This window comes from Nocardia puris (genome assembly GCF_003315035.1).
Classification (GTDB): domain Bacteria; phylum Actinomycetota; class Actinomycetes; order Mycobacteriales; family Mycobacteriaceae; genus Nocardia; species Nocardia puris.
Window position 1 is genome coordinate 494143 of record NZ_QNRE01000004.1, and the last position, 22335, is coordinate 516477.

Annotated in this window: 20 protein-coding genes and 1 tRNA gene; 9 read left to right on the top strand and 12 right to left on the bottom strand. The window is 69.6% G+C overall.

Annotated features, from left to right (window positions below):
• Positions 1 to 82: 82 nt before the first annotated feature.
• A complete protein-coding gene (locus tag DFR74_RS15310) occupies positions 83 to 1618 on the bottom strand; it encodes a Rieske 2Fe-2S domain-containing protein (protein WP_067509831.1) in 1536 nt (511 codons plus the stop codon).
• Between the two features lie 183 nt (positions 1619 to 1801).
• Positions 1802 to 2572 (bottom strand): hypothetical protein, encoded by a 771-nt coding sequence (locus DFR74_RS15315; RefSeq protein ID WP_067509829.1) that lies wholly within the window; start codon positions 2570 to 2572, stop codon positions 1802 to 1804.
• Between the two features lie 454 nt (positions 2573 to 3026).
• On the opposite strand from DFR74_RS15315, the gene DFR74_RS15320 reads away from it, so the two are divergent.
• A complete protein-coding gene (locus DFR74_RS15320) occupies positions 3027 to 3776 on the top strand; it encodes a lysophospholipid acyltransferase family protein (RefSeq protein WP_067509827.1) in 750 nt (249 codons plus the stop codon).
• A 34-nt stretch (positions 3777 to 3810) separates the two neighbouring features.
• Entirely contained in the window at positions 3811 to 4563 is a 753-nt protein-coding gene (locus DFR74_RS15325) for a lysophospholipid acyltransferase family protein (RefSeq protein WP_067509825.1), read from the top strand.
• Between the two features lie 10 nt (positions 4564 to 4573).
• Here DFR74_RS15325 and DFR74_RS15330 read toward each other — a convergent pair whose 3' ends face one another.
• Complete coding sequence (locus DFR74_RS15330) at positions 4574 to 5038, bottom strand: nitroreductase/quinone reductase family protein (protein WP_067509823.1); 465 nt, start codon at positions 5036 to 5038, stop codon at positions 4574 to 4576.
• A gap of 154 nt (positions 5039 to 5192) precedes the next feature.
• On the opposite strand from DFR74_RS15330, the gene DFR74_RS15335 reads away from it, so the two are divergent.
• The 4 genes from DFR74_RS15335 (at position 5193) to DFR74_RS15355 (ending at position 9268) form a co-directional block, all read left to right on the top strand.
• Positions 5193 to 5265, top strand: a tRNA-Gly gene (locus tag DFR74_RS15335).
• A 177-nt stretch (positions 5266 to 5442) separates the two neighbouring features.
• A complete protein-coding gene (locus DFR74_RS15340; RefSeq protein ID WP_067509899.1) occupies positions 5443 to 6372 on the top strand; it encodes an ATP-grasp domain-containing protein in 930 nt (309 codons plus the stop codon).
• A 521-nt stretch (positions 6373 to 6893) separates the two neighbouring features.
• Positions 6894 to 8303, top strand: coding sequence for a lipase family protein (locus tag DFR74_RS15350; RefSeq protein ID WP_232331766.1), 1410 nt, complete (start codon positions 6894 to 6896; stop codon positions 8301 to 8303).
• Positions 8304 to 8482: 179 nt separating this feature from the next.
• Positions 8483 to 9268 carry a hypothetical protein gene (locus tag DFR74_RS15355; protein WP_228789727.1) on the top strand — a complete coding sequence of 262 codons (786 nt, stop codon included), beginning with the start codon at positions 8483 to 8485 and terminating at the stop codon, positions 9266 to 9268.
• Here DFR74_RS15355 and DFR74_RS15360 read toward each other — a convergent pair.
• From DFR74_RS15360 to tuf, 3 genes are all read right to left on the bottom strand, one after another.
• Positions 9265 to 9756 carry a DUF488 domain-containing protein gene (locus tag DFR74_RS15360; protein ID WP_067509818.1) on the bottom strand — a complete coding sequence of 164 codons (492 nt, stop codon included), beginning with the start codon at positions 9754 to 9756 and terminating at the stop codon, positions 9265 to 9267. The genes DFR74_RS15355 and DFR74_RS15360 overlap by 4 nt on opposite strands.
• Positions 9757 to 9989: 233 nt before the next feature.
• Positions 9990 to 11423 carry a lipase maturation factor family protein gene (locus DFR74_RS15365; RefSeq protein WP_067509816.1) on the bottom strand — a complete coding sequence of 478 codons (1434 nt, stop codon included), beginning with the start codon at positions 11421 to 11423 and terminating at the stop codon, positions 9990 to 9992.
• A 124-nt stretch (positions 11424 to 11547) separates the two neighbouring features.
• Entirely contained in the window at positions 11548 to 12726 is a 1179-nt protein-coding gene (gene tuf, locus DFR74_RS15370; protein WP_067509814.1) for an elongation factor Tu, read from the bottom strand.
• A gap of 372 nt (positions 12727 to 13098) precedes the next feature.
• Between tuf and DFR74_RS15375 the strand changes: the two genes are divergently transcribed.
• Entirely contained in the window at positions 13099 to 13659 is a 561-nt protein-coding gene (locus DFR74_RS15375; RefSeq protein WP_067509812.1) for a dihydrofolate reductase family protein, read from the top strand.
• 56 nt (positions 13660 to 13715) lie between these two features.
• Here the strand turns inward: DFR74_RS15375 and DFR74_RS15380 are convergent, their stop codons facing one another.
• The 4 genes from DFR74_RS15380 to DFR74_RS15395 form a co-directional block, all read right to left on the bottom strand.
• Positions 13716 to 15959, bottom strand: coding sequence for a heavy metal translocating P-type ATPase (locus DFR74_RS15380; RefSeq protein ID WP_067509810.1), 2244 nt, complete (start codon positions 15957 to 15959; stop codon positions 13716 to 13718).
• Between the two features lie 23 nt (positions 15960 to 15982).
• Positions 15983 to 16912 (bottom strand): hypothetical protein, encoded by a 930-nt coding sequence (locus tag DFR74_RS15385; protein WP_067509808.1) that lies wholly within the window; start codon positions 16910 to 16912, stop codon positions 15983 to 15985.
• Positions 16913 to 16964: 52 nt separating this feature from the next.
• Positions 16965 to 17168: a heavy-metal-associated domain-containing protein gene (locus tag DFR74_RS15390; protein ID WP_067509895.1), complete on the bottom strand. Its 204-nt coding sequence runs from the start codon at positions 17166 to 17168 to the stop codon at positions 16965 to 16967.
• Between the two features lie 73 nt (positions 17169 to 17241).
• Positions 17242 to 18660, bottom strand: coding sequence for an MFS transporter (locus DFR74_RS15395; RefSeq protein WP_067509806.1), 1419 nt, complete (start codon positions 18658 to 18660; stop codon positions 17242 to 17244).
• A gap of 171 nt (positions 18661 to 18831) precedes the next feature.
• Here DFR74_RS15395 and DFR74_RS15400 point away from each other — a divergent pair, with 171 nt between their 5' ends.
• Positions 18832 to 20004 (top strand): DUF418 domain-containing protein, encoded by a 1173-nt coding sequence (locus DFR74_RS15400; protein WP_067509804.1) that lies wholly within the window; start codon positions 18832 to 18834, stop codon positions 20002 to 20004.
• Positions 20005 to 20129: 125 nt separating this feature from the next.
• Here the strand turns inward: DFR74_RS15400 and DFR74_RS15405 are convergent, their stop codons facing one another.
• Both DFR74_RS15405 and DFR74_RS15410 read right to left on the bottom strand, forming a co-directional pair.
• Positions 20130 to 20786 carry a sterol desaturase family protein gene (locus DFR74_RS15405; protein WP_067509801.1) on the bottom strand — a complete coding sequence of 219 codons (657 nt, stop codon included), beginning with the start codon at positions 20784 to 20786 and terminating at the stop codon, positions 20130 to 20132.
• A 27-nt stretch (positions 20787 to 20813) separates the two neighbouring features.
• Positions 20814 to 21527 carry a FadR/GntR family transcriptional regulator gene (locus tag DFR74_RS15410; RefSeq protein WP_067509799.1) on the bottom strand — a complete coding sequence of 238 codons (714 nt, stop codon included), beginning with the start codon at positions 21525 to 21527 and terminating at the stop codon, positions 20814 to 20816.
• 101 nt (positions 21528 to 21628) lie between these two features.
• Between DFR74_RS15410 and DFR74_RS15415 the strand changes: the two genes are divergently transcribed.
• Positions 21629 to 22018: an NUDIX hydrolase gene (locus DFR74_RS15415; RefSeq protein WP_067509797.1), complete on the top strand. Its 390-nt coding sequence runs from the start codon at positions 21629 to 21631 to the stop codon at positions 22016 to 22018.
• Positions 22019 to 22335 lie beyond the last annotated feature (317 nt).

A 22335-nucleotide genomic window follows, 5' to 3' on the forward strand; every position in this document is an offset into this window, starting at 1 on the left:
CACTTCCGACATCGCCCCGCAGAGGTACCGATTCGCCGACCGGCCCGAGTGCACCGGACCGGGCCAACCCATCAGAGCCGTATCAGAGCTTGCGCGAACGCAATTCGTGTCCCTTGGAGGTCTTGCAGCGACCCGACTCCAGATCCCACTGCCAGCCGTGCAGGTTGCAGGTGAGCGTGTTGCCCTCCACCACACCGAATTTCGACAGGTCCGCCTTCAGGTGCGGGCAGCGGCGCTGCACCTCCCATCCGGCGATCTCGGTGGACGCGGAATCGTCGTGCGCCTCGGCGAACCAGCCGTCGGCGTAGGCGATGCGCTCGTCGGTGAGGCATTTGAAGAACGTGTACAGGAATTCGTTGTAGCCGCCGATGCGCCAGGCCTGGAAGCGGGTGGACAGGAAGATCGTGTTCACCCAGTCGGGTTCGTTGTCGCGCAACACCGTGCGCACCAGCTCGGGCGCGATGCGGAAACCGTAGCGGTACTTGCCCTCACCCTCGATCGGCGCGCGCACCACCCGCTTCGGGAAGTCGACCACCACGGTCTCGTCGCCGATCACCAGGCCAACGGGGTAGCCGATGCCGTCGCAGATCAGGTCGCTCTGCACCATGATCGGCTCGAACAGCTCCTTGAGCGGCTCCAGCAGCGAACCCTCGCCGGTCGCCCACGAGGCCTTCTCCGCGGCCAGCACGGGCGCGAACTTCTGCGCCATCCGCTCGATGTAGGCGGCCTTGTCGTCGTAGATCTCGGCCGGGTCGAACGGGTGCGTCAGCGCGAGCTCCGGCCCGCGCACGTCCACGACCGAGCCGGGGATCATCAGCACCCCGCCCTTGTTGCCGTGGATCTCCATCTGCTCGAGGAAGACCATCTGGTCGGGGAAGATGTTGCCCTCGTCGCCGTGGTCGTCGTTGAGCGAGCGCAGCTCCGGATCCAGGAACACCGGCGGCCCCGCCGAGGGCACCACCCAGGTGGCCCCGACCTGCTCGATGTAGCTGCGCGCCCGGTCCATGCCGCGCTGGCGCTTCTGCTTGCCGAAGTTGGTCTTGGTGCGCGAGGGGATGTCGTACACCATCGGGTACCAGATCGCGCCCGAGTACTGGAGCAGGTGGATGTCGACGTGGCCGAACGCGTCGTGCAGTACGTCCATGTCGACCGGGCGGGCGTCGTTCATGTTGAAACAGGTGGTCTCGCCGTCGGAGACCACCAGGCCCGAATCGCCGATCGGCCCGTCGGCGGGCGCGCGCAGCGCGATGATCATGATGTCGAGATCGCCGCCGGGGCCGGTGACGGTGTGCTTGACCGAATCCTCGGTCTCGAAGAACTTGTGGAAGCCCAGCTTCTCCAGCTCGCGGCGCAGGTCCGGCACCGGGTAGTCGGGCAGCAGGACGGTCGCGTCCTTGTTCACGTGCTCGGTGAGGTTCTTCGCGTCGAAGTGGTCGCGGTGCAGGTGCGAGACGTAGAGGAAATCGCAGTCGCCCAGCTCGTCCCAGTCCAGCTCGGAGTTGTCCGGGAACGGGACCCACGAACCGAAGTAGGCCGGGTTGACCCACGGGTCGCACAGGATGGTCCCCGCCGCGGTGCGGATGTGGAATCCGGCGTGGCCGACGCTGGTGATCTGCACGAGCTTTTTCCTCCTAGACGTCCCTGCGCGTGCGCCGCGGCCGTGCGCGAGCGCGTGCCCCGCGCCGGCCGTGCGCGCGAGATCGCGCGCGGGAATCGAGAACGGGCTGTGGCCGGTGACGCGGGGTGTTGTCAGCCAACCAGGGTAGTAGCCGCGCGCGACCGGCGTCGGCGCGGCCGTCCGCTAGGGGGTGACGTCGCCGAGGCAGTAGCCGGCCGGTCGCTCCGCCAGGAGGAACGTGCGGGTCAGGGTGAAGCCTGCGGCGTTCGTCACCGGAACGCTCACCGAGTGGTAGCCGGCGCGCAGCGGCGCCGAGCGCATCTCCTCGGGGGAGAAGTGCTTGGTGCCGGTGAGCACGCCCGGATTGTTCGCCAGCGGCGCGGGAATCGGGGTGCCGGTGTCTTCCGGGTCCCAGTCGGCGGGGGTCGCCCGGCACACCAGCGGGTAGGCGTCCTCCTTGTCGTCGGGATCGACCGGTTCGCCGGTGAACCGCGCGAGGTAGCGGTAGACGGTGTGGCGTGCGTCGGCGTCGTCGAAGCCGATGCGTTCGCCGGGGGCGTAGCGGCGCGGGCAGGCGTAGCCGGTGGCGAGCGCGGCGCGGGGGACGGCGAGCACGATGTCGCCGTCGCGCCAGACGAGCGTTTCGCCCTCGACCGCGCCCGGCCCGGCGGCGGCCGCGAGCACCGCGTCGCGCCGCTCGTACACCTCCGCGACGTGCGCGGGCGCGACCGTCCAGCACTTCGCCTCCAGGTCGGGGAGGGTGTTCGAGACGAGGTCGGCCGCCCAGCGGCGTATCGGGGTGACGTCGGGGATGCCGTCGGGGGCGCCGATGGAGGGAACGTCGGCGGGCAGAGTCACGGAGGTGGTGGGGATCGCCGCGGGTGGTGTTGTCGCGTGGATCGGGGTGGAGCGGTCTTCGGACGGGTCCGGGGTGGAGTCGCACGCAGTTGTCATGGCCGCGAGCGCGAGTAACGCGGCGGCAGTTGATCGGATGCCGCTCAGTGGTGGTCGGCGGCGCTTCTCGGCCGGGGCCGCTCGGTTGCTCGGGTTCGTGCTGGTTGATCGTGCGCGGTCCACCGGGCGTTGATCGGGCGGACGTGCGGGGTCGGCCGGGCGTCGGCCGGGCAGAGTCGCGGCGCGGGATGGGTTCGTGCCGGGCGTCGGCGCGCCATCGTCCGGGCTCCGGGCGGCATCGCTCGCCGCCCGCGTCCTCGAACCGGACCGCCCAGCACCACCCTCCGGAACTCGGTCCGCCCGGTCCCGGTGAACAGGGTCTTGCGCCCGGGCGAACGCGCGGTCGCCCCGCGATGATCGGTCGGTTCGCACGGTCGGCACCACCTTCCGCGGGGCGGCCGAAGGGCCCCGCCCTCTGCCGGATGGGACAGTCAGCGACTACGCTAGCGGAATTGTGGAACCCGTCTACCGGACGATCATCGGGCTGGCCCGGACCGTCTTCTTCGCGCAAGGTCTGAAATTCACCGTCGCGGGCGATGAGCACATCCCCGCGACGGGTGGCGCCGTGCTGGCGGTGAACCACACCGGCTACCTCGACTTCACCTACGCGGGCCTGCCGGTGCGCACCCCCAAGCGCTACATCCGCTTCATGGCCAAGAAGGAGGTGTTCGACGACAAGATCTCCGGGCCGATCATGCGGGCGCTCAAGCACATTCCGGTGGATCGCGCGGCGGGCGCCGACTCGTACAAGGCCGCGGTCGAGTACCTGCGCCGGGGCGAGCTGGTCGGCGTGTATCCCGAGGCCACCATCAGCCGCAGCTTCGAGATCAAGGAGTTCAAGTCCGGCGCCGCCCGCATGGCCATCGAGGCCGGGGTGCCGATCATCCCGATCGTCATCTGGGGTGCGCAGCGGGTGTGGACGAAGGGTTTCCCGAAGCGTCTGGGTCGCACCAACACGCCGATCTCCATCCTGGTCGGCGCGCCCATTCAGCCCTACGAGCCGGCCGCCGACCTCACCGCTGAGCTGCGCGCCACCATGCAGCGCATGCTGCTGGAGGTGCAGCGCGACTACGAGCACGAGCCCGGCGCGTACTGGGTGCCCGCCCGTCTCGGCGGTAGCGCGCCCACGCTCGAGGAGGCCGACGCGATGGACGCCGCCGAAGCCGCGGAGAAGGCCGCCCGCCGCGCCGCCGCCCAGGACTGACACCTGTTCTCGGTTCCTCGGGTACCGTCGCGCTATGGCGCGTGAACCCGTCTACGACGTGCTCACCGGCTTGGTGCGCACGCTGTTGTGGTGGCAGGGCCTGCGGATCGATATCCGCGGGCAGGAACACATTCCGCGTTCCGGTGGCGCGGTGCTGGCCGTGAACCACACCGCCTACCTGGATTTCATGGAGGTGGGCTTGGTCGGCCGCCGGTCCGGGCGCAATGTGCGGTACATGATGAAGGCCGAACTCGAACACGGCATCGTCGGCTTTCTCATGAAGCACTGCAAGGCGATCGGCGTCGATCGGTCGGCGGGCGCGGAATCGTTCGGCCGCGCCGTCGATTCGCTGCGCGAGGGCGAACTCGTGGTCGTCTACCCGGAGGCGACGATCAGTCGCAGTTTCGAGCTGAAGGAGTTCAAGTCGGGCGCGGCGCGGATGGCGCTGGAGGCCGGCGTGCCGATCATCCCGCTCGCCATCTGGGGCGCCCAGCGCATCTGGACCAAAGACGTCCCGAAACAGTTGGGCCGCCACCGCTTTCCCATCACCATCCGCATCGGCGAACCCCTCCCACCCGTCGGCACCCCCGACGAACTCACCGCCACCCTGCGCACCGCGCTCCGCACCGCCCTCGACACCGCCCAGCGCGACTACCCCGACCCGCCCACCGGCGCCCGCTGGGCCCCCGTCCGCCTCGGCGGCACCGCCCCCACTCTCGAACAAGCCGCCGAGATCGAACGCGCCGAACTCGAAGCCCGCCGGGCTCGTAGAGCGGAACGGGCGTAGGCGGGCCACCCTAGTCGCGCGGTTCGAGAACCACGACGGCGGTTTCGGTGGAGCGGAGGGCGGCGTGCGCGTCGAGGTGGGGGTCGATGGCGCGCCAGCGGGACCACAGGCGCCGGCGTTCCTCGTCCACCGCGGCGTGGGCGTAGACCGGGCGGGTGCCGTCCTTCAACGCCACGGTGGCCTCGGGGTGGGAGAGCAGGTTGAGCCACCAGGCGGGCTCGCCCTCGCCCCACCCGTTCATCGCCAGCGTGACGAGGTTCGGACCGTCCTCGACATAGCCGAGGATCACGCTGCGGGGTTTGCCGGAGCGGCGGCCCGGGACGGTCAGGCGCAGGGTGCCCCAGCCGTCGGGCTTCGGGCGCCACAGGCCGACCTTGCCGAAGGTCACGCGGTACAGCGCGCGGTGCACCACCCACGCCGTCCTGATGAACCAGCGCGGCGGCACGCCCGCGCCCTTTGCGCCTGCGTCCGGCATGTGCGAACCCTTCGACCGGGCCTCCGTGCGGGCCGTCGCCCGCCCGCTCAGTGTCCCACCCGCGGGCCCGCCCGGCCAGGTGCCGGACCGACCCCGATTTGGTCGCGCGCACCCCGGCCGACTAAAGTCGACGCCGCACCGCGCGGCGGTGCACGCGGATGTAGCGCAGCTGGTAGCGCATCACCTTGCCAAGGTGAGGGTCGCGGGTTCGAATCCCGTCATCCGCTCAACGACCTCTCCGGCCCCTCGCCGATGTCCGAATTCGACCGGACGAATCCCCTTGCACGGTAAGATCATCCCCGGCGCAGGCGGTCGATGTTGTTCGCGGCAACGTGATTTCGCTCGTCCGTGCCGCCACGCACCGCCCCCACGGACTACGGCGACGCGTGAAGAGGGGGAGCGTGGTGTCCGACCGCGAAACGATCCTGCTGTACGACCACGATTCGGCCGAGGGCAGCCACCGGACCTTGTCCCGCGCGATCGAACACCTCACCGGCACGCGGCCGAAACTTGTCGACGCCAGGCATTTCCTGCCGAGCGGTCACGGCGCCCTCCGGATCATCGACGGCACACCCCGGCTCACCCTCGGCGACGTCACCCTCACCCCGGACGCGGTACTCGTCTACGCGATCGCCCCGGAACGCCGCCCACATCTCGCCGCCTTCCTGTCCACCCTGGCGGACCACGGCCTCACCGCCGACACCGCGAACGGCTGGCGCGACGCCACCGAAAAAGACCGCACCATAGCCTGTTTCGCGCGCGACGGCGTGCCGTTCCCCGACACCATCGTCCTGCGCACCGGCGACCCGATCGTCGCGCAGCGTGCCTTCCGCCAACTCGGCGGCGACGTGTGGATCCGCCCGGCGATCGGCATGAGCGGTCGCGGCGTCGCACACGCCACCACCTCCGCGCAGGTCCGCGACGCCGCCCACGGATTCGCCGGCCGCACCTGGCTCATGTCCCGCGACACGGGCAACCTCACCGCCCGCCGCGCCCGCGAAAGTCTGCGCATCGTCGTCCTCGACGGCACCCCGCTCTGGGCCGTCCACCACCTCCAGCCCGACCCCGACGCCCCCACCAACGAATCGGCGGGCGCCACCAGCACCCCCGTCCCCGTCGACGCCCTCCCCACCGCCACCCTCGCGGTCGCCACCGCCGCGGTCCGCTCCGTCGGACTGCGCTTCGGCGGCGTCGACCTCGCCCCCGCCGACAACCTCGTCTTCGAAGTGAACGCCCACCCCTTACTCCTCCCGGACCGCCACCTCCACCCCGTCGCCATCCCGTGGGCCAAGGCCCACCTGACCCCCGCCCTCAGCCCCGCGCCCCTGCCCTGACCTCCTTCCGGGTCATCGAACCGCTCGCACCATCCGTCCGTTGCCGTATCACCTGTTTGTGGCAGCGTCAGAGAACCGCGGACGAGAGTTGGTGACGTACCCGAAGTTTCCGCCCGCCAGGTGCGTGACCTGCGATTTCGCGAATAGCGTGCTGTTCGCCGCCGGGTCGACAGACGCCACCGAGGCAGGGAGTATCGAGATGACGAGTGCCGTGGGACGCGTGTTCTGCGCTGCGGTGGTGCTCAGCGGCGCGGGTGCGCTGTGGGCGGGAGCGGCGCATGCCGAGGTGACTTGCGTCGGCAGCGCCGCCGGGTGCGATCGGGCGACCACCGGATCGAGTCACTACAAGACCGGATCGGACGGGGATCGACTGGTGCGCGGGATCCTGGACCCCGGCCGATGGGCGGCGGAGCTCGAACGTCTCGGCCTGCCCATGTCGGTGGCCGCGGGCCTCGGCCGAACCGCACCGGGAAACACAGTTCTCGCAGACCTCCACGAGCCAACATTGCTCAACTCATTCATTGCCGGACAAGAACTTCGGAGCGGGGGTGGCGGTGCGGACTCGTGAGCACCGGCAAAAGGTACACGTCAGGATCGCGAATCTGCTTCGGCTGCTGCTGATCTCGCTACTCATCTGCGGTCTGTGCACCACCCCCCTGGCGCTGGCCGACGAGCGTCCGAGCCCGTTCCAGGAGTGGATCGACCGCACCGTTCCGCCGAAAGTCGTTCCCGCCGCGCCCTCGCCGCCGACCGGTGAACTGAGCCCGCACCTCGCGGCCCTGTGGCGAGCGGTGCTGGCCTCGCCGACCGGAGATCCGTTCTTCGACGTCTGGCCCGCCGAGCTGGACGCGCGGGCGCCCGGCGAGCTCGTGACGTGGCGAGATGTGACCGCGACCGCCGCGCCCCTCGCGGCCGTGCCGATCCGGCGGGCGGTGCAGGTGAAGTTCCGCAGCACCTCGGCCTCGGGTGCCGCCTCGTTCGGTACGGCGACATTGCTGATCCCCGCTGCCGAGTGGACGGGTGCGGGTACCCGCCCGGTCGCGGTGAACGCCCTGCCGATCAACTCGCTCGGCGCGCGCTGCACGCCGAGTTACGCACTGGCGCACGGACTTCACGACAAGTTCAACGCGGGCGACTTCTTCCCGCCCACCACGTGGTGGGCGCTCAGCCGCGGGTACGCGGTGCTGGTCCCCGATCACGAGGGGCCGTGGATGTCGTACGCCGAGCCCGTCGTCGCCGGGCGGGTGGTGCTCGACGCCATCCGCGCGGTGCGCGGGCTCGCCCCGGAAGAGTTCGGCGACAGCCGATTCGCCGTCGGCGGGTACTCCGGCGGCGCGATCGCGGCGTACGCGGCGGCGGTGCTGCTCGACGAATACGCACCGGATCTGTCCGGCGTGCTGGTCGGCGCCGCCACCGGCGGACTGATCACCGACTACCGCGAGGTGGCCCGAGATTTCAACGGCAACATGGCCTCCGGCATCCTGCTGGTGGTGGCGCTGGCGATGGCGCGTGAACACCCGGAGCTGCTGGCGCATCTCAACCACCTCGGCCAGTGGCTCGCCACCTCACCGGTGCGGGACGTGTGCGGCGACAGCAACGGCCCGCTCGGCGTAACCGGAATCCCCCTCGAAATCCTCACCGACGTCGCCGACCCGCTCGGCAGCGAAGCGGCGCAACGCATCTTCGACCATGCGGACCTGATGGATCGCAAATCCGGTGCGCCCCTGTACATCTACCATGCCGCGCACGACATCTGGGTATCCGGCACCGGCTCCGAAGAGTTCCACCGCCGCCAGTGCGCGCTCGGCGTTCCGTCGGTACGCCGCACCGTCCCGGGCGAACACGCCATCGGCTTGTTCGCGGGCTTCCCGGGGGCCATCGACTGGCTCGACGCCCGTCTCAGTGGCCATCTGCCGCCGGCCGACTGCTGAGCAATCGCTGAGGTGTCTCGACGGCGACGCCCGGGCGCCCGTCACTACGCGGACGGAGAAATGCGCGTCTGCTATGGACATCTGAGCCCGCCGCCTGGTATTTCTGGGTGTACTGGTCTTGCTGCCGAGGGGGCGCTGTGGCGAAGCTTGGACATCAATCCGCGGAAATACTCATCACTGTGAAGACGTATCCGTCTCCGTCGGTTCGATACGAGGAGACCGTCTGCGTCGCCGGTGTTCGTCTGGATGGCGATAAACCGGAATGGATTCGTCTGTATCCTGTCCGATTTCGCGGTATCGACACGGACTATCGGTTCGACAAGTACGCGCGAGTGAGCGTGGATGTGCAACGACATGGCGGCCGGGATCCGCGCCTGGAATCGTTTAGGCCAGACCAGTACTCGCTGAAAGTGCTGGGAAGTGTGCCCTCGGGCGGCGCGTGGACGGCACGCCGAAATCTGATGGGAGACTTGATAGGAGACACCACGACCTGCGAACTGATATCAACCAACGCGAACTGGAAAGACGGCCATCCGGCACCGAGATCCCTGGGGCTCATCGAACCGCGAATTGATCAGATATATGTGTCGGACGGGAAGCCTTGGGATGCCGACCAATTGGAAAAGATTCGGCGCGCCGGTGAAGATACGTTGCTCGGGCCGGGGTTGCCGCCGCTGGAGCCCATGCCTTATGAAGTCCGGTACCGGTACCGCTGTGCGGCCACGACGTGTTCCGGCCATACGCAGAAGGTCCTGGACTGGGAGCTCGGTGAGGCGGGGCGACAGTGGAAACGCGCCTACGGCGACGCCGAAGCCAAGCTGAAGATCGAACAGAAGTGGGGGGACGAAATGTGCGATCCGTCGCGGGATCTCCATTTCTACCTGGGCAACCAGGCCCGGCGGCACCACACGTTCTCCATCCTCGGAACGTGGTACGCGCTCCCCGCGCCGATGACGCTGTTCTAGAGGTGGATGATCTCGGCGCGCGGCATGGCGGCCAGCAGTTCGGCGGCGACCAAGTCGCGATGACAGGTCGCGTGGTCACGCTCGTAGCAGAGCAGGGCAACGGCTCCACCGTCCAGCAGTTCCATCACATGGGCGATGGCGCGCTCGGCTTCGTCGGTCGACAGGACTTCTCGAAAGCGGCGACGACTATCCGAATCGCCGTTCCGGAAACCCTCACGATTGTCCCGGGGATTCCCGAGAGCCCGATGGTGGACGTACTCGATACCGGCAGCATTCAGCGCCTCGGAAAGTTTCGTCTTGGAAAGTCCGGGCTTGCGCGAAAACGCGTGCAACCGGACATCGACAAGAACCTGGACGCGCTCCACCAGCAAGCTTTCGATCAGCCCCTCGAGGCTGCGACCTTCGTAGCCGATACTGATCAACGTCGGGCCGTGCTCCACCCGGGAGCCGGAGCTGGAGACGTCGACGGGAGCGCTCGCTGTCGTCATTGTCGAACCCATTCATCGAGTTGATCGGAACAAGATCGGATACGAACACTCTACTCGAGACCATGACTCTGGCACCATTACCCGGTCGACGTCGGAACTGATCCGGATGCGGTGGTGGGTGCCCCATATCGCCGCAGTGCTCCGTCGGCCTGGAGCGACGAGTTCACCCGGCCCGCAGAGGGATTCCGGCGAGGGAGCACCACACCGCAACGGGCAGCGGGGAAGCTGCCCCTTCACGACCGGCGCTGGATCGCGTCCAGCGTCAGCGGCGGCAGGTACTCCGAGATCAAAGTCCGGGTCCAGCAGGTGTGGGTGCGGCGGAGTTCGGAGGGGGCGGTGTAGCGGTACTCGTACAGGAGGGCGCGGATGTGGCGGGGGCGGGTGGTGCGGAAGGGGGAGTGGCGGAGTAGGCGCAACGTGTCGGGGTCGTTGTCGAGGAGGCGGACGACGAAGGGCAGCAGCCAGGTGCGCGCGTAGGAGGGGGAGAGGGCGGCGAACCACATCAGCCAGTCCAAGCGCAGGTGGTAGGGCGCCCACTGGCGCGGCCAGCGGTCGACGGCGCCGGGCTTGCCCTTGAATTCGTATTCGCGCCAGGCGGTTTCGCCGGTGACGTGCTCCTCGGCGGTCCCCTCGAACACCACCTCGTAGCGCACGCGCCCGATCGTCCCGAACGCCCCGTAGGTGTTCACGAAGTGAATCGGGTTGAAGGCGGCGTTCATTCGCTGCGCGCGCGAGCAGAGATTGCGGATCGGCCAGTAGCTCAACACGATCACCGCACCGGTCAGCGCGATCACCGCGCCCGCGAACCACAGCGGCGTTTCGGCGACGGGTGGCGCCGACGGTAGCCCCGGCAGCATCCACGCGTCCAGCGCCGACGCGGCGAGCAGGATCGTCAACCAGTTCAACCACGCGAAGTTCCCCGACAGCACCAACCACAACTGCGTCACGACGATGATCGCCGCCGCGATGCCGGCCACCGGCTGCGGGAAGAACAACCCGAACGGCACCGCCAGCTGCACCACGTGGTTGGCCGCCACCTCCACCCGGTGCAGTGGCGCGGGCAGGTGGTGGAAGAACCAGCTCAGCGGGCCCGGCATCGGCTGCGTTTCGTGGTGGTAGCGCAGACAGGTGAGGTCGCGCCAGCACGGGTCGCCGCGCCACTTGATCAACCCCGCCCCGAACTCCACCCGGAACAGCAGCCACCGCAGGAGCAGGAGCACCAGCAGCGGCGGCCCGACCGTGTCGTTACCGAGGAAGATCGCCAGAAAACCGGCCTCGAGCAGCAGCGATTCCCATCCGAACGAGTACCACGCCTGTCCCACGTTGACGATCGACAGGTACAGCACCCACAGCGCCGCCCACAGCACCATCGACGCCCACAGCGGCACCGCGTCCCCGAGCCCCACCGCCATGGCCCCCGCCAACCCGACGCCACCCCACGCCACCACCGCGAAGAACCGATCCGAGTAGTGCCACTGGAAAACGCTCGGCGCGTTCCGGAACGGCACCCGCCGCACATACCGCGGCACCGGCAGCATCCCCCGCTCCCCGATCAACGCCCGGAATTGCAGCGCCGCCCCCAGAAAAGCCAGCAGATACACGACCGCCAGACCACGCTGAAACACCAGCCTGGCCTGCCAATACTCCGGCGCCGTGAACCACTCCACCGCTCACTCCGCATCCGTGGCCGCCCGCCCCGAAGGAGTACCCGACCGTCCGGTCGGGGAAACGATCGTACGCCTGATCGGAAGGACCGGTCCGGTGGACAACCCCACCGGACCGGGCCCTCGCTCACTCGACGGTCAGCACCGTCCCCGCACCCACGGTGCGCCCGCCTTCGCGGATCGCGAACCCGAGGTCCGGTTCCAGCGGCACCGGGCGGCCCAGCTCGACGGACAGTTCCACCGTTTCGCCGGGCATCGCGAGCCCGCCGTCGCCCAGCGTGACGTCGCCGACCACGTCGCCGGTGCGCACGTAGAACTGCGGGCGGTAGCCGGTGGTGATCGGCGTGCGCCGCCCGCCCTCACCCGCGCCGAGCAGGTAGACGCGCGCGGTGAACCGGGTGCGCACGGCGATGCTGCCCGGCGCGGCGACCACCTGCCCGCGGCGCACCTGGTCGCGCTGCACGCCGCGCAGCAGCAGCGCGACGTTGTCGCCGGCCTGCGCCGACTCCATGGTCCGCCCGAACGTCTCCACGCCGGTGACCACGGTGGCCAGCGGTTCGCCGCCCAGCCCGAGCAGTTCCACCCGGTCGCCGAGCGCCACCCGCCCGCGCTCGATCGCGCCGGTGACCACCGTCCCGCGCCCGGTGATGGTGAGGACGTTCTCCACCGGGAGCAGGAACGGCGCGTCGGTGTAGCGCACCGGGATCGGCACGTGCTCGTCCACCGCCGTGAGCAGGTCGAGCAGCGCGGCCGTCCACCGCTGGTCGCCCTCGAGCGCCCGCAGGCCGGAGACCCGCACGATCGGCGTCTCGTCGCCGGGGTAGCCCTGCGCGGTGAGCAACTCCCTGATCTCGAGTTCGATCAGGTCGAGCAGTTCGGGGTCGGCCCCGTCGGCCTTGTTCAGGGCGACGACGAGGTGACGCACCCCCACCTGCTTGGCGAGCAGGACGTGCTCGGCGGTCTGCGGCATTACGCCGTCGTGCGCCGACACCACCAGGATGGCGCCGTCCAGCTGGGACGCGCCGGTGATCATGTTCTTCACGAAGTCGGCGTGCCCCGGCATGTCGACGTGCGCGTAATGCCGTGTGGCGGTCTCGTATTCGACGTGCGAGATATTGATGGTGATACCGCGCGCGGCCTCTTCGGGCGCCCGGTCGATGCGGTCGAACGGCACGAAGGCGCCGCCGCCGCGCTCGGCGAGCACCTTGGTGATCGCGGCGGTCAGCGTGGTCTTGCCGTGGTCGACGTGACCCATGGTGCCGATATTGACGTGCGGCTTGGTGCGGACGTAGGTCTGCTTGGGCATGGCTGTTCCTTGCCTGGTGGGCGCGCTCGGGCGAGCGGGCCGGATGTCTCGGGGACCTCGGCGACGGGGGCACCTTCCCCGTCGGAGGTCCCGGGACATCCCGGGGAAGGTCAGCGTCGGGCGCCGTCGAGCACGGCGGACAGTGCCGCCGCGGCCAGGGCAGCCGTCATCGCGCCCGCGACCGCGGACTCGGAGACGATGACGAGCTGGAACATGCCGGTCAGCGTACGGTGACCTACTCTCGGACCGCCACCGAATTTCCGCCTCGCGGAGAACCTTTCGCGGGCCGATGAATCGGGGGCGTGCGCCCCGTCTGGATTGATGAGACCCTGCGGTGCACAAGCCCGGGGCACGACATGAAGCGAGGTCATCATGGGCAAGGTCGTCGTCAGCGAATTCATCTCGGCCGACGGGATCATCGAGAACCCGGCGTGGACGGTGCCGTTCTGGAACGACGGGATCGCGAACTTCAAGAGCCCGGAGGTGTTCGACGCCGACGCCCTGCTGCTGGGCCGCACCACCTACGAGGCGTTCGCCGCGTCCTGGCCGGAGCACCCGGAGGAGGGCGACTACAAGGACCGCATGAACGGCATGCCCAAGCACGTCGCCACCACCACCGCCACCGATCTGACCTGGAACGCCACCCGGATCGAGGGTGACGTGGCCGAGGCCGTCGCGAAGCTGCGCGCCGAGCAGGACCTGCTGGTCTTCGGCAGCGGTGAACTCACCGACGCGCTGCGCGCCGCCAACCTGGTCGACGAGTACCGCCTGGTCATCTACCCGGTGCTGCTGGGTAAGGGCCGCCGCCTGTTCACCGACGTCGACGCCGAGGAAACCCTCGAACTCACCAGCTCCGAAGTCCTCGACAACGGCGTCATCCTGGCCACCTACAAGGTCACCGCCCACACCGTCGAGCGCCCGTCCTTCGACTGAGCCGTGAAACACGGAAGGGCCGAAGGGTTCTCGCCCTTCGGCCCTTCCGCGTCGAATCAGCTCGCCGTGGACTGGAACCCGCGCAACCGCAGGCTGTTGCTGACCACGAACACCGAGGAGAACGCCATCGCCGCGCCCGCGATCATCGGGTTCAGCAGGCCCGCCATGGCCAGCGGGATCGCGGCCACGTTGTAGGCGAAGGCCCAGAACAGGTTGCCCTTGATGGTGCCCAGCGTGCGCCGCGAGAGCCGGATGGCGTCGGCGGCGGCGCGCAGGTCCCCGCGCACCAGGGTCAGGTCGCTGGCCTCGATCGCCACGTCGGTGCCGGTGCCCATGGCCAGGCCCAGATCGGCCTGGGCCAGGGCGGCCGCGTCGTTGACGCCGTCGCCCACCATGGCGACCACCTTGCCCTCGTCCTGCAACCGCTGGACCGTGGCGACCTTGTCCTGCGGCAGCACCTCGGCGATCACCTCGTCGATGCCGACCTGCGCGGCGATGGCACGGGCGGCGGCGGTGTTGTCGCCGGTCAGCATGATCGGAGTGAGCCCGAGTTCACGCAGCTGCGAGATCGCCTGGGCGGAGGTCGGTTTCACCGCGTCGGCGACCACGAGCACGCCGCGCGCCTTGCCGTCCCAGCCCACCGCGACGGCGGTGCGGCCCTGCTCCTCGGCGGCGCTCATGGCGCGTTCGAGGTCGGCGTCCAGTGCCAGCGACCAGTCGGCCAGCAGCCGGGCCCGGCCGACGACCACCGCGTGACCGTCCACCACACCCTGCACACCGAGCCCCTCGACATTGGCGAAACCCTCCACCGCGGCGAGTTCACCGGCCTTCTCCCGTGCGCCCTTGGCGATCGCCTGCGCGATCGGATGCTCGGACGAATCCTCCAGCGAGCCGGCCAGTTTCAGGATCTCGCCGGTGTCCTCGCCCTCGGCGGCGACCACGTCGAGCAGCGTCATCTTGCCGGTGGTGACGGTGCCGGTCTTGTCCAGCACCACGGTGTCCACCCGCCGGGTCGACTCCAGCACTTCGGGCCCCTTGATCAGGATGCCCAACTGCGCGCCGCGCCCGGTGCCGACCATCAGCGCGGTCGGTGTGGCCAGGCCGAGGGCGCACGGGCAGGCGATGATCAGCACCGCCACCGCGGCCGTGAAGGCCGCCGCCACGGAACCGCCGGTGCCGAGCCAGAATCCGAGCGTCGCCGCGGCCAGCGCGATGACGATCGGCACGAAGATCCCGGAGATCCGGTCGGCCAGCCGCTGCGCCTGCGCCTTGCCGGTCTGCGCGTCCTCCACCAGCTGCGCCATCTGCGCGAGCTGGGTGTCGGCGCCGATCCTGGTGGCGCGCACCAGGAGTCGACCGCCCACGTTGACGGTCGCGCCCACCACCGCGTCGCCCGCGGCGACCTCCACCGGCACGGACTCACCGGTCAGCATGGACGCGTCCACCGCCGAGGACCCCTCGGCGATCACGCCGTCGGTGGCGATCTTCTCGCCGGGCCGCACCACGAATTCGTCACCGACGGTGAGCTGTTCGATCGGGATGCGCACTTCCTTGCCGTCGCGCAGCACCGCCACATCCTTGGCGCCGAGCTCCAGCAGGGCTCGCAGCGCCGCGCCCGCCCGGCGCTTGGACCGGGCCTCGAAGTAGCGCCCGGCCAGGATGAACGTGGTGACGCCCGCCGCGGCCTCCAGGTAGATGTTGCCGGTGCCGTCCATCCGCGCGATGGTGAATTCGAACGGGTGCGTCATGCCGGGCGTGCCCGCCGTGCCCCAGAACAGCGCGTACACCGACCAGCTCAGCGCGGCCAGCGTGCCCATCGACACCAGCGTGTCCATGGTGGCGGTGCCGTGGCGCAGGTTGGTCCACGCCGCCTTGTGGAACGGCAGCGCGCCCCACACCACCACCGGCGCGGCCAGCGTGAGCGAGAGCCACTGCCAGTTGGTGAACTGCAAGGCCGGGATCATCGCCATGGCGATCACCGGCACGGTGAGCACGAGCGAGACCAGCAGGCGGGTGCGCAGCGCGTCGGTGGCGTCGGGAGCGGCGGCCGCCTCCTCGGCGGTGGGTTCCGGCGCGGGCAGCGCGGCCGTGTAGCCGGCCTGCTCGACGGTGGCGATGAGCTCGTCGGGGGAGACGTCGCCGGTTAAGTCGACGCGCGCCTTCTCGGTCGCGTAGTTCACCGTGGCCGTGACGCCGTCCAGCTTGTTCAGCTTCTTCTCGATGCGGTTGGCGCAGGAAGCGCAGGTCATACCGCCGATCACCAATTCGACGCGGCCCGTGGGTTGTGTCGCGGTCGCCATCGGAGGTCCTTTCTCTTCGGCGGTCAGTGCCCGTGCCCGGGGGTGGACTCGGTGTGGTCGTCGGTGGTCTGCCGCGTTCCGTCGGACGCGGCCGACACCGTGAACTCGGCGGTCCGGACCGTGCCCCCGTGCTGGAAGTCCAGGAAGAGGCGGTAGTCGCCCGCGCTCGGCGCGGTGACGTAGAAGGTGACGCCGGGGCCGGGCGCGGTCACACCGTCGCCGGGGTGCCCCTCCGGGTGGACGTGCAGGTAGGCCAGGTCGGTGGCGCGCAGGGCGACGAGATGCCCGTAGGCGCCGAGGTAGGGCTCGAGATCGGTGACCGGCGTGCCGCCGCGCGACACGGTCAGCGTCACCTTCGAGGCCGTACCCGGGGTGATCGCGCCGTCCAGCGTCACAGTGTAGTCACCGACGGTGGCCGTGGCGGTGGGCGGCGGCAGGGGTTGCGGGTCGTATGCCCCGGCCACTCGCAGGTCCGCGCCGAGCGTCAGGTTCTCCCCGCCGGCGGGCACGAAATCGGCGAAGACGCGGTAGTCGCCCGCGCGGGTCAGGTCGAGCGGGGTGCTCCAGGTGCCGTCCGCCTCACGCGTGGGGTGGACGTGCTGGAAGGCGCTCATATCCCTGCGCACCACGATCAGGTGGAGTTCCTTTTCGTGGCTCGGGGTGTAGTCGGTGAGCGCGACACCGCTGTCGTTGACGATGCGAAACCGCAGGGGGGTATCGGGTGCGGCCGGGAGCTGGGCGTTTTCCAGGCTCAAGGTGTAGCCGCCCGCGGTGGCGAGGGTGCCGCCGGGGATGGGGGACTCGGTGTTCGCCTCGGTGCCGGCGTCGTGCGCGATGTCGTGCGCGGCCGGGCCGGAGGGTTCCGGCCCGACCAGCGCGCCGGTCGCGAAGGCGATCCCGAAGACCGCCGCGAGGCCGAGCGTGAATCCGGCGAACTTGGTGGTCGCGTTCATCGGGGTGCTCCGTTTCCGGGGTAGTGCGAGGTTTCCGGGGTAGTGCGAGTGATCAGCCGAGCCGGAACCCGGCGAGCTCCACGGCGGCGGCGACCTGGTCGCGGTCGGTCTCGCCGGTGACGGTCACGGTGGCGGCGTCCAGATCGACGGCCACCTCGGTGACGCCCGGCAGTGCCCCGAGCTTGTCGCGCACCTTGCCGACGCAGCATCCGCAGGTCATACCGTCGACGGTGTAGGTGGTGGTCGCGGTGCTCATGTGGTCCTCCTGGTCTGGATTCGCGGCGTTCCCCGCCGCTTCGGTTTTTACCATACCCCCCTAGGGTACTTTGTCAATCGGTCGCCCCGACCAGCTCCTTCGCCGGTGCGCGCAGGGTCGCGGCCGCGATGCCCGCCCCCGCCAGGGCGATCAGCGCCGCCCCCGCGAACGCCGCGGAGAACCCGCTGGTCAGTTCGTCGATATCGGTGAGCTGCCCCGCGCCGAAGGCGGTCGCGACCGCGGTCATGGCGGCCAGGCCGACGGCCGAGCCGACCTGATAGCTGACGTTGACCAGGCCCGAGGCCAGACCGCCCTCCTCGGGCGGCGCCGCCGAGATGGCGGTGCCCAGCGAAGGGATGAACGCCAGCGACATACCGCCGGCGGCCACCAGCGACGCGGGCAGAACGTCGATCCAGAACGTGCCCGTGGGGCGGATCAACGACATGATGCCCAGGCCGAGGCTCAGCACCAGCAGACCGGTGACGATCATCGGTTTCGCGCCGAACCGGGCCATGGCGCGCGGGGCCAGCACGATCATGCCCAGCATGATCAGCGTGGTCATCGGCAGCAGCGCCGCGCCCGAGGGGAACGCGCTGTAGCCGAGCACCTGCTGCAGGTAGAGGTTGAGGAAGAACCACATCGGCACCCACGCCGCGCCCAGCAGCAACTGCGCGACATTGGCGGCCGCGAGATTCGGCGCGCGCAGCATGCCCAAGCGCATCAAGGGTTCTCGCCGCCGCGACTGGATCGCGACGAACCCGGCCAGCAGTGCTGCGGCCACCGCCAGCACACCCCAGGTCTCACCCGAGCCCCAGCCGATTTCCGGCGCCCGCACGATCCCGTAGACGGCGGCGGCCAATCCCGCGGTGACGGTCACCGCGCCGAGCAGATCGATCGAACCCCGCCGGGCGGGCGCGTCCGGCATCAGCGCGGGCACGGCGATCAAGGCCAGCAGCGCGAGCGGGGCGTTGATGTAGAAAACCCAAGGCCAGCTGATGTATTCGGTGATCACGCCGCCGAGGAACACGCCCGCCGTGCCGCCCGCCGGCGCCGCCGCGCCGTAGATCGCGAGCGCCTTGGTGAGCTCGCCCGGCGTGGCGCCGAACAGCATCATCAACAGCGTCAGCGCCGAGGGCGCGATGAGCGCCGCGCCGCCGCCCTGGATGGCGCGTCCGGCCAGTTCGACCCCCGCGTTGCCGGCCGCGCCGGCCAGGATCGAGCCGGCCAGCAGGGTTGCCCAGCCCGCCGCGAACACCCGTCGCGCGCCGAACAGGTCCGAGAGCCGTCCGCCGAGCAGCAGCAGTCCGCCGAACGCGATCACGTAGGCGTTGAACACCCAGGTCAGGTCCTCCTGCGAGAACCCGAGCGCCGCCTGCATCTCGGGCAGGGCAATTCCGATGATCGAGGTGTCCATGATGACCACGAATTGCGCGGCGGCGATCACCCCCAGCGCCCACCATCTCTTCGTGGTGGAAATCCCTTGTGTAGCCATGACTTTTCCGTCCTTCCGGAACCGGGACCGGTTCCATGGCGACGTACCATACCCCCCTAGGGTATCTTCTCGTCAAGTGTTGATTCCGTGGGATGTGCGAGATCGCTGCGGTGCGGGCACGCATCGCCCGGCTGATTGCCATCGAGTAGCTGATTCCGGGAGGATGCTCGGATGGCCGAACAGCGGGGGAGCGATGTGGCGCTCGTGATCGCGGTGGGCGTGGCGACGATCGGGATGATCGTCGCCGACGTGATGGGCGGGAATCCGCTGGGGTGGTCGGGGCCGGGATCGCTCGCGGTGGGGCGCGCGGCGGTGTGCTTCGTCGTGTTCGGCGGGGTGGTGCTCGCGGTGCTGTCCGGCGGGTCGCGGCCGTTGCGCGGGGCGGAGATGGTGGCGGCGCGGTTGGGTGCGCTGGTGCGGGCGGGGGCGTTGTTCGTGCTCGGTGGTGTGCTGGTGACGGTGTCGGATTCGCCGTCCGTGATCTTGGAGAGTTTCGCGGTGCTCGTCGCCGTGGGGGTGCTGGTGCTCGGGTGGCGGGCGCGGTGGTTGTTCGTCGCGGCGGTGGTGACGGCGGTCGCGGGGCCGTTGCTCGTGTGGTGGTGGCAGCCGGAGATGCCGCGGCGGTACGCGGATTACCTCGACGGGTGGGTCGCCTCGGATCGGTCCGGGTCGGGTTTCGTCGCCGAGATGGCGTTCGATGGCGTGTACCCGGTGCTGGTCTGGGTGCCGTTCCTGCTGCTCGGGGTCGCGATCGGGCGTCTCGATTCCGAGGAGGTGCGGGTGCGCGTCGGGCTGGTGGTCGGCGGGTTGGTCGCGGCGGTGGTGGGGTATTTCGCGGTCTGGTCGATGGAGGGGGATTCCGCGGGGTTCGGGTGGACGGCCTACACGCCGCTGGAGGAAGGGGCGTCGACGGGGGCGACCTACATCGATCTACCGCCCGACTCCGACTTCTATACGATGTGGTCCCTCTCGACCGGCCCCACAGGCCCCGCCTACGACCCGCTCCTCGCCGCCTCCGCCCAATCCGTCGTCACACCGCTCCAGATCCTCGGCTCGGCCGGTGTCGCGGCGCTACTCCTCGGGCTCATCCTGCTGATCCCCACCACCCTGCATCGCCGGCTCGCTCCACTGTCCGCCGTCGGCCGCATGCCGATCACGCTGTACACCCTCTCCGTCCTGGCCCTCACCGGCCTGAACCTCGAAACCCTCGACCGCGCGGCGGTTCTCATCACCCTCCTGACCCTCACCCTGATCGTCGCCTACTTCTGGAACCGCTTCCTCGGCCGCGCGCCCCTCGAATGGGCGACCGACCGCCTGGCCGACCGCCTCACGTCGATGTCGTGAGTGCGCCGGCAGGCTTGGCGAACTCCTTCTTCGCGGGAGTGGACTCGCATCAACGGGCGGCCCCGATCTGGAACGCCCACTTTCTCGACCGGTCGGTCTGACCGGATCGGGCGCCTGGGCGTCCGCTAGGCGGTGCCGTGGAGGTTGCGCGCCGTGGCGGAGGTCGGGACCGCGGCAGGGTCGGGGCGCGTGCCGAACAGGCGGTCGGCGGTGCCGGAGGTGGTGACGGTGAACCAGTAGTGCTCGTTCTTGTAGTGGTGGTGGCGGTGGTTGCGCCAAACAGCGCGGTAGAGGGCGGTTTTCGGCTTGTAGTCGGTGTGGATGAGGTAGTGGGTCCACTCGTAGAGGAGGCCGACCACGGTGACGGTGAGCAGGAAGGTCAGGCCCAGCCCGACGCGCGGGAACGCGAACGCGGTGAGGGCGAGCAGAACGACGATGACCACGATCAGCGAGCGGGTGGGGATGAAGATCAGGGGGATGTCGCGCGGGTCGCGGTGATGGCGGCGGTGGTCGCGGGCCAGCTCGCTGTCGAGCGTGATCGGCCCGAGTTTCCTGGGCCGCCAATGCAATACGGTCACGTGCACCACCCACTCGAACGCCGGGAACAGCGCCAGCATCACCAGAGGCACGAGCGCGTCGGTGAGCTGCCAGTCGCCCACGATCAACCGGACGGTGAGCGCTCCCGCCAGCACGGTGGCGATCATCCACGGTGAAGGATGGCGCAGGAATTCGCGGAACGCGTCGCTCAGCGAAAGTCCGCGGCGCAGTGTGGATTCCGACATTGTGAAACACCTCGTCGTGTCACGCGATCAGTGCCCGTCCAGGGCGTCGATCAGGGCGGTGGTCGCCGGCTCGAGCAGTGCCCGAGCCTTCTCGGCGGCCTTGTTGGGGCGGCCCGCCACGATGGCGGCGGCCAGGTCGCGATAGCCGGGCGCGTTGCCGACCTCGGCAGTCATCAGGGGCGCGAGCGCGGCGAGCGCGGGTTCGTAGGCGGCGCGCAGCATGTTGAACATCAGGCGGAAGACGATCGAATCGGCCGCGTCCACCACGTGATCCCAGAACTCCAGCGCGTGCCGTTGCCGCGCGATCGGGTCGGTTTCGGCGGCCAGTGCCGCGACGGTGCGATCCAGCGCGGCGCCCAGCTGTTCGCGATCGGCGCGCGCGGCCGCCAACTCGGCGACCTTCGGCCCGTTGTGCAGCCGCGCCTCGAGGATGCTGCGCGCGACAGCCGGTTCCAGCGTGCCCTGCTGGATCAGCAGGCGCGGCAGCACTTCCAGGCCCGCGCCGCGCCGGTAGTCGAGCACGGTCGTCGCGTCCCCTTGACGCACCGCCACCAGTCCGGCCGCGGCCAACCGCTGCAACGCCTCGCGCACCGCGGGCCGCGAGACGCCCAGCGCCTCGGCGAGTTGCCGCTCGCTCGGCAGGGCTGTGCCGGGGGACAGTTCCCCGCTCAGCACATCGGCCGCGATCTGTTCGAACACGTCCGCCGACACCGACCGCTTCACCACTGGTTGCCACGCCATGCCTCCACTGTGCGCCGCTCTGGTCTGCTGGTCAAGTGGTCAGACCAATTCCGTTCGGCGGGTGCGCGTGGCAGACTTGGGAACCGGGAGGGAGACAAGACATGAGCGAACAGCATTTCCGTGCGCACGCGTTGCTCATCCGGGCGGGAAAGGTGCTGCTGCACCGAGTCCCGGATCGCGGTGACGTGTGGGAGATCCCCGGCGGTTCCGTCGCCCCCGACGAGACGCCGGCCGAAGTCGCGCGCCGCGAAGTCACCGCCGAAACCGGCCTCGACGTCCTCGTCGCCGACGAACTCACCCACTTCGTCGACAGCGCCGGCGACACCCACACCATCACCTTCGGCTGCTTCGAAAACGAAGTCCACCCCGAAGCCGACCCCACCCCCGCCGACTTCCAATGGATGTCCTACGAACAGGCCACCCACCTACCCTTGGCCTGGCACGTCCGCAAAACGTTGGAACACGCCGACGCCCTGGGCATGCTGTCGTAGGGCGCGCCCGGCAAACCGGCTGGCGCGGTTCGGCTCAAAGGCTGAGCGTTGCCCCGTCGTACCTGGTTGTCGTTGACCGCGCCATCGATCGCGGAGTGCGGGCCTCTTGCTCCGCTACGCCTTCGCGGCTCCGCTGCGGTCTGTCCGACGGTTCGGGCCTGGCGTCGAGCGGGTGCGTGCTCGCCCCATCGAGTCAGCTGCCGGTCGGCGTTAGTGTGCAGAGATCGGACTCGATCCCGCCCGTCGCATGGCCTCGGCGTGTCGCCCTGAGTGGATTGGCGTGCCGTAGCCGAGCCGACATCTTGGTGTCGCACTGG

Excerpts from the sequence above, each read along its gene's own strand:
- DFR74_RS15315 (WP_067509829.1), bottom strand. The coding sequence starts at position 2,572 with ATGACAACTGCGTGCGACTCCACCCCGGACCCGTCCGAAGACCGCTCC.
- DFR74_RS15325 (WP_067509825.1), top strand. The coding sequence starts at position 3,811 with ATGGCGCGTGAACCCGTCTACGACGTGCTCACCGGCTTGGTGCGCACG.
- DFR74_RS15330 (WP_067509823.1), bottom strand. The coding sequence starts at position 5,038 with ATGCCGGACGCAGGCGCAAAGGGCGCGGGCGTGCCGCCGCGCTGGTTC.
- DFR74_RS15360 (WP_067509818.1), bottom strand. The coding sequence starts at position 9,756 with ATGACGACAGCGAGCGCTCCCGTCGACGTCTCCAGCTCCGGCTCCCGG.
- tuf (WP_067509814.1), bottom strand. The coding sequence starts at position 12,726 with ATGCCCAAGCAGACCTACGTCCGCACCAAGCCGCACGTCAATATCGGC.
- DFR74_RS15375 (WP_067509812.1), top strand. The coding sequence starts at position 13,099 with ATGGGCAAGGTCGTCGTCAGCGAATTCATCTCGGCCGACGGGATCATC.
- DFR74_RS15380 (WP_067509810.1), bottom strand. The coding sequence starts at position 15,959 with ATGGCGACCGCGACACAACCCACGGGCCGCGTCGAATTGGTGATCGGC.
- DFR74_RS15385 (WP_067509808.1), bottom strand. The coding sequence starts at position 16,912 with ATGAACGCGACCACCAAGTTCGCCGGATTCACGCTCGGCCTCGCGGCG.
- DFR74_RS15390 (WP_067509895.1), bottom strand. The coding sequence starts at position 17,168 with ATGAGCACCGCGACCACCACCTACACCGTCGACGGTATGACCTGCGGA.
- DFR74_RS15395 (WP_067509806.1), bottom strand. The coding sequence starts at position 18,660 with ATGGCTACACAAGGGATTTCCACCACGAAGAGATGGTGGGCGCTGGGG.
- DFR74_RS15400 (WP_067509804.1), top strand. The coding sequence starts at position 18,832 with ATGGCCGAACAGCGGGGGAGCGATGTGGCGCTCGTGATCGCGGTGGGC.
- DFR74_RS15405 (WP_067509801.1), bottom strand. The coding sequence starts at position 20,786 with ATGTCGGAATCCACACTGCGCCGCGGACTTTCGCTGAGCGACGCGTTC.
- DFR74_RS15410 (WP_067509799.1), bottom strand. The coding sequence starts at position 21,527 with ATGGCGTGGCAACCAGTGGTGAAGCGGTCGGTGTCGGCGGACGTGTTC.
- DFR74_RS15415 (WP_067509797.1), top strand. The coding sequence starts at position 21,629 with ATGAGCGAACAGCATTTCCGTGCGCACGCGTTGCTCATCCGGGCGGGA.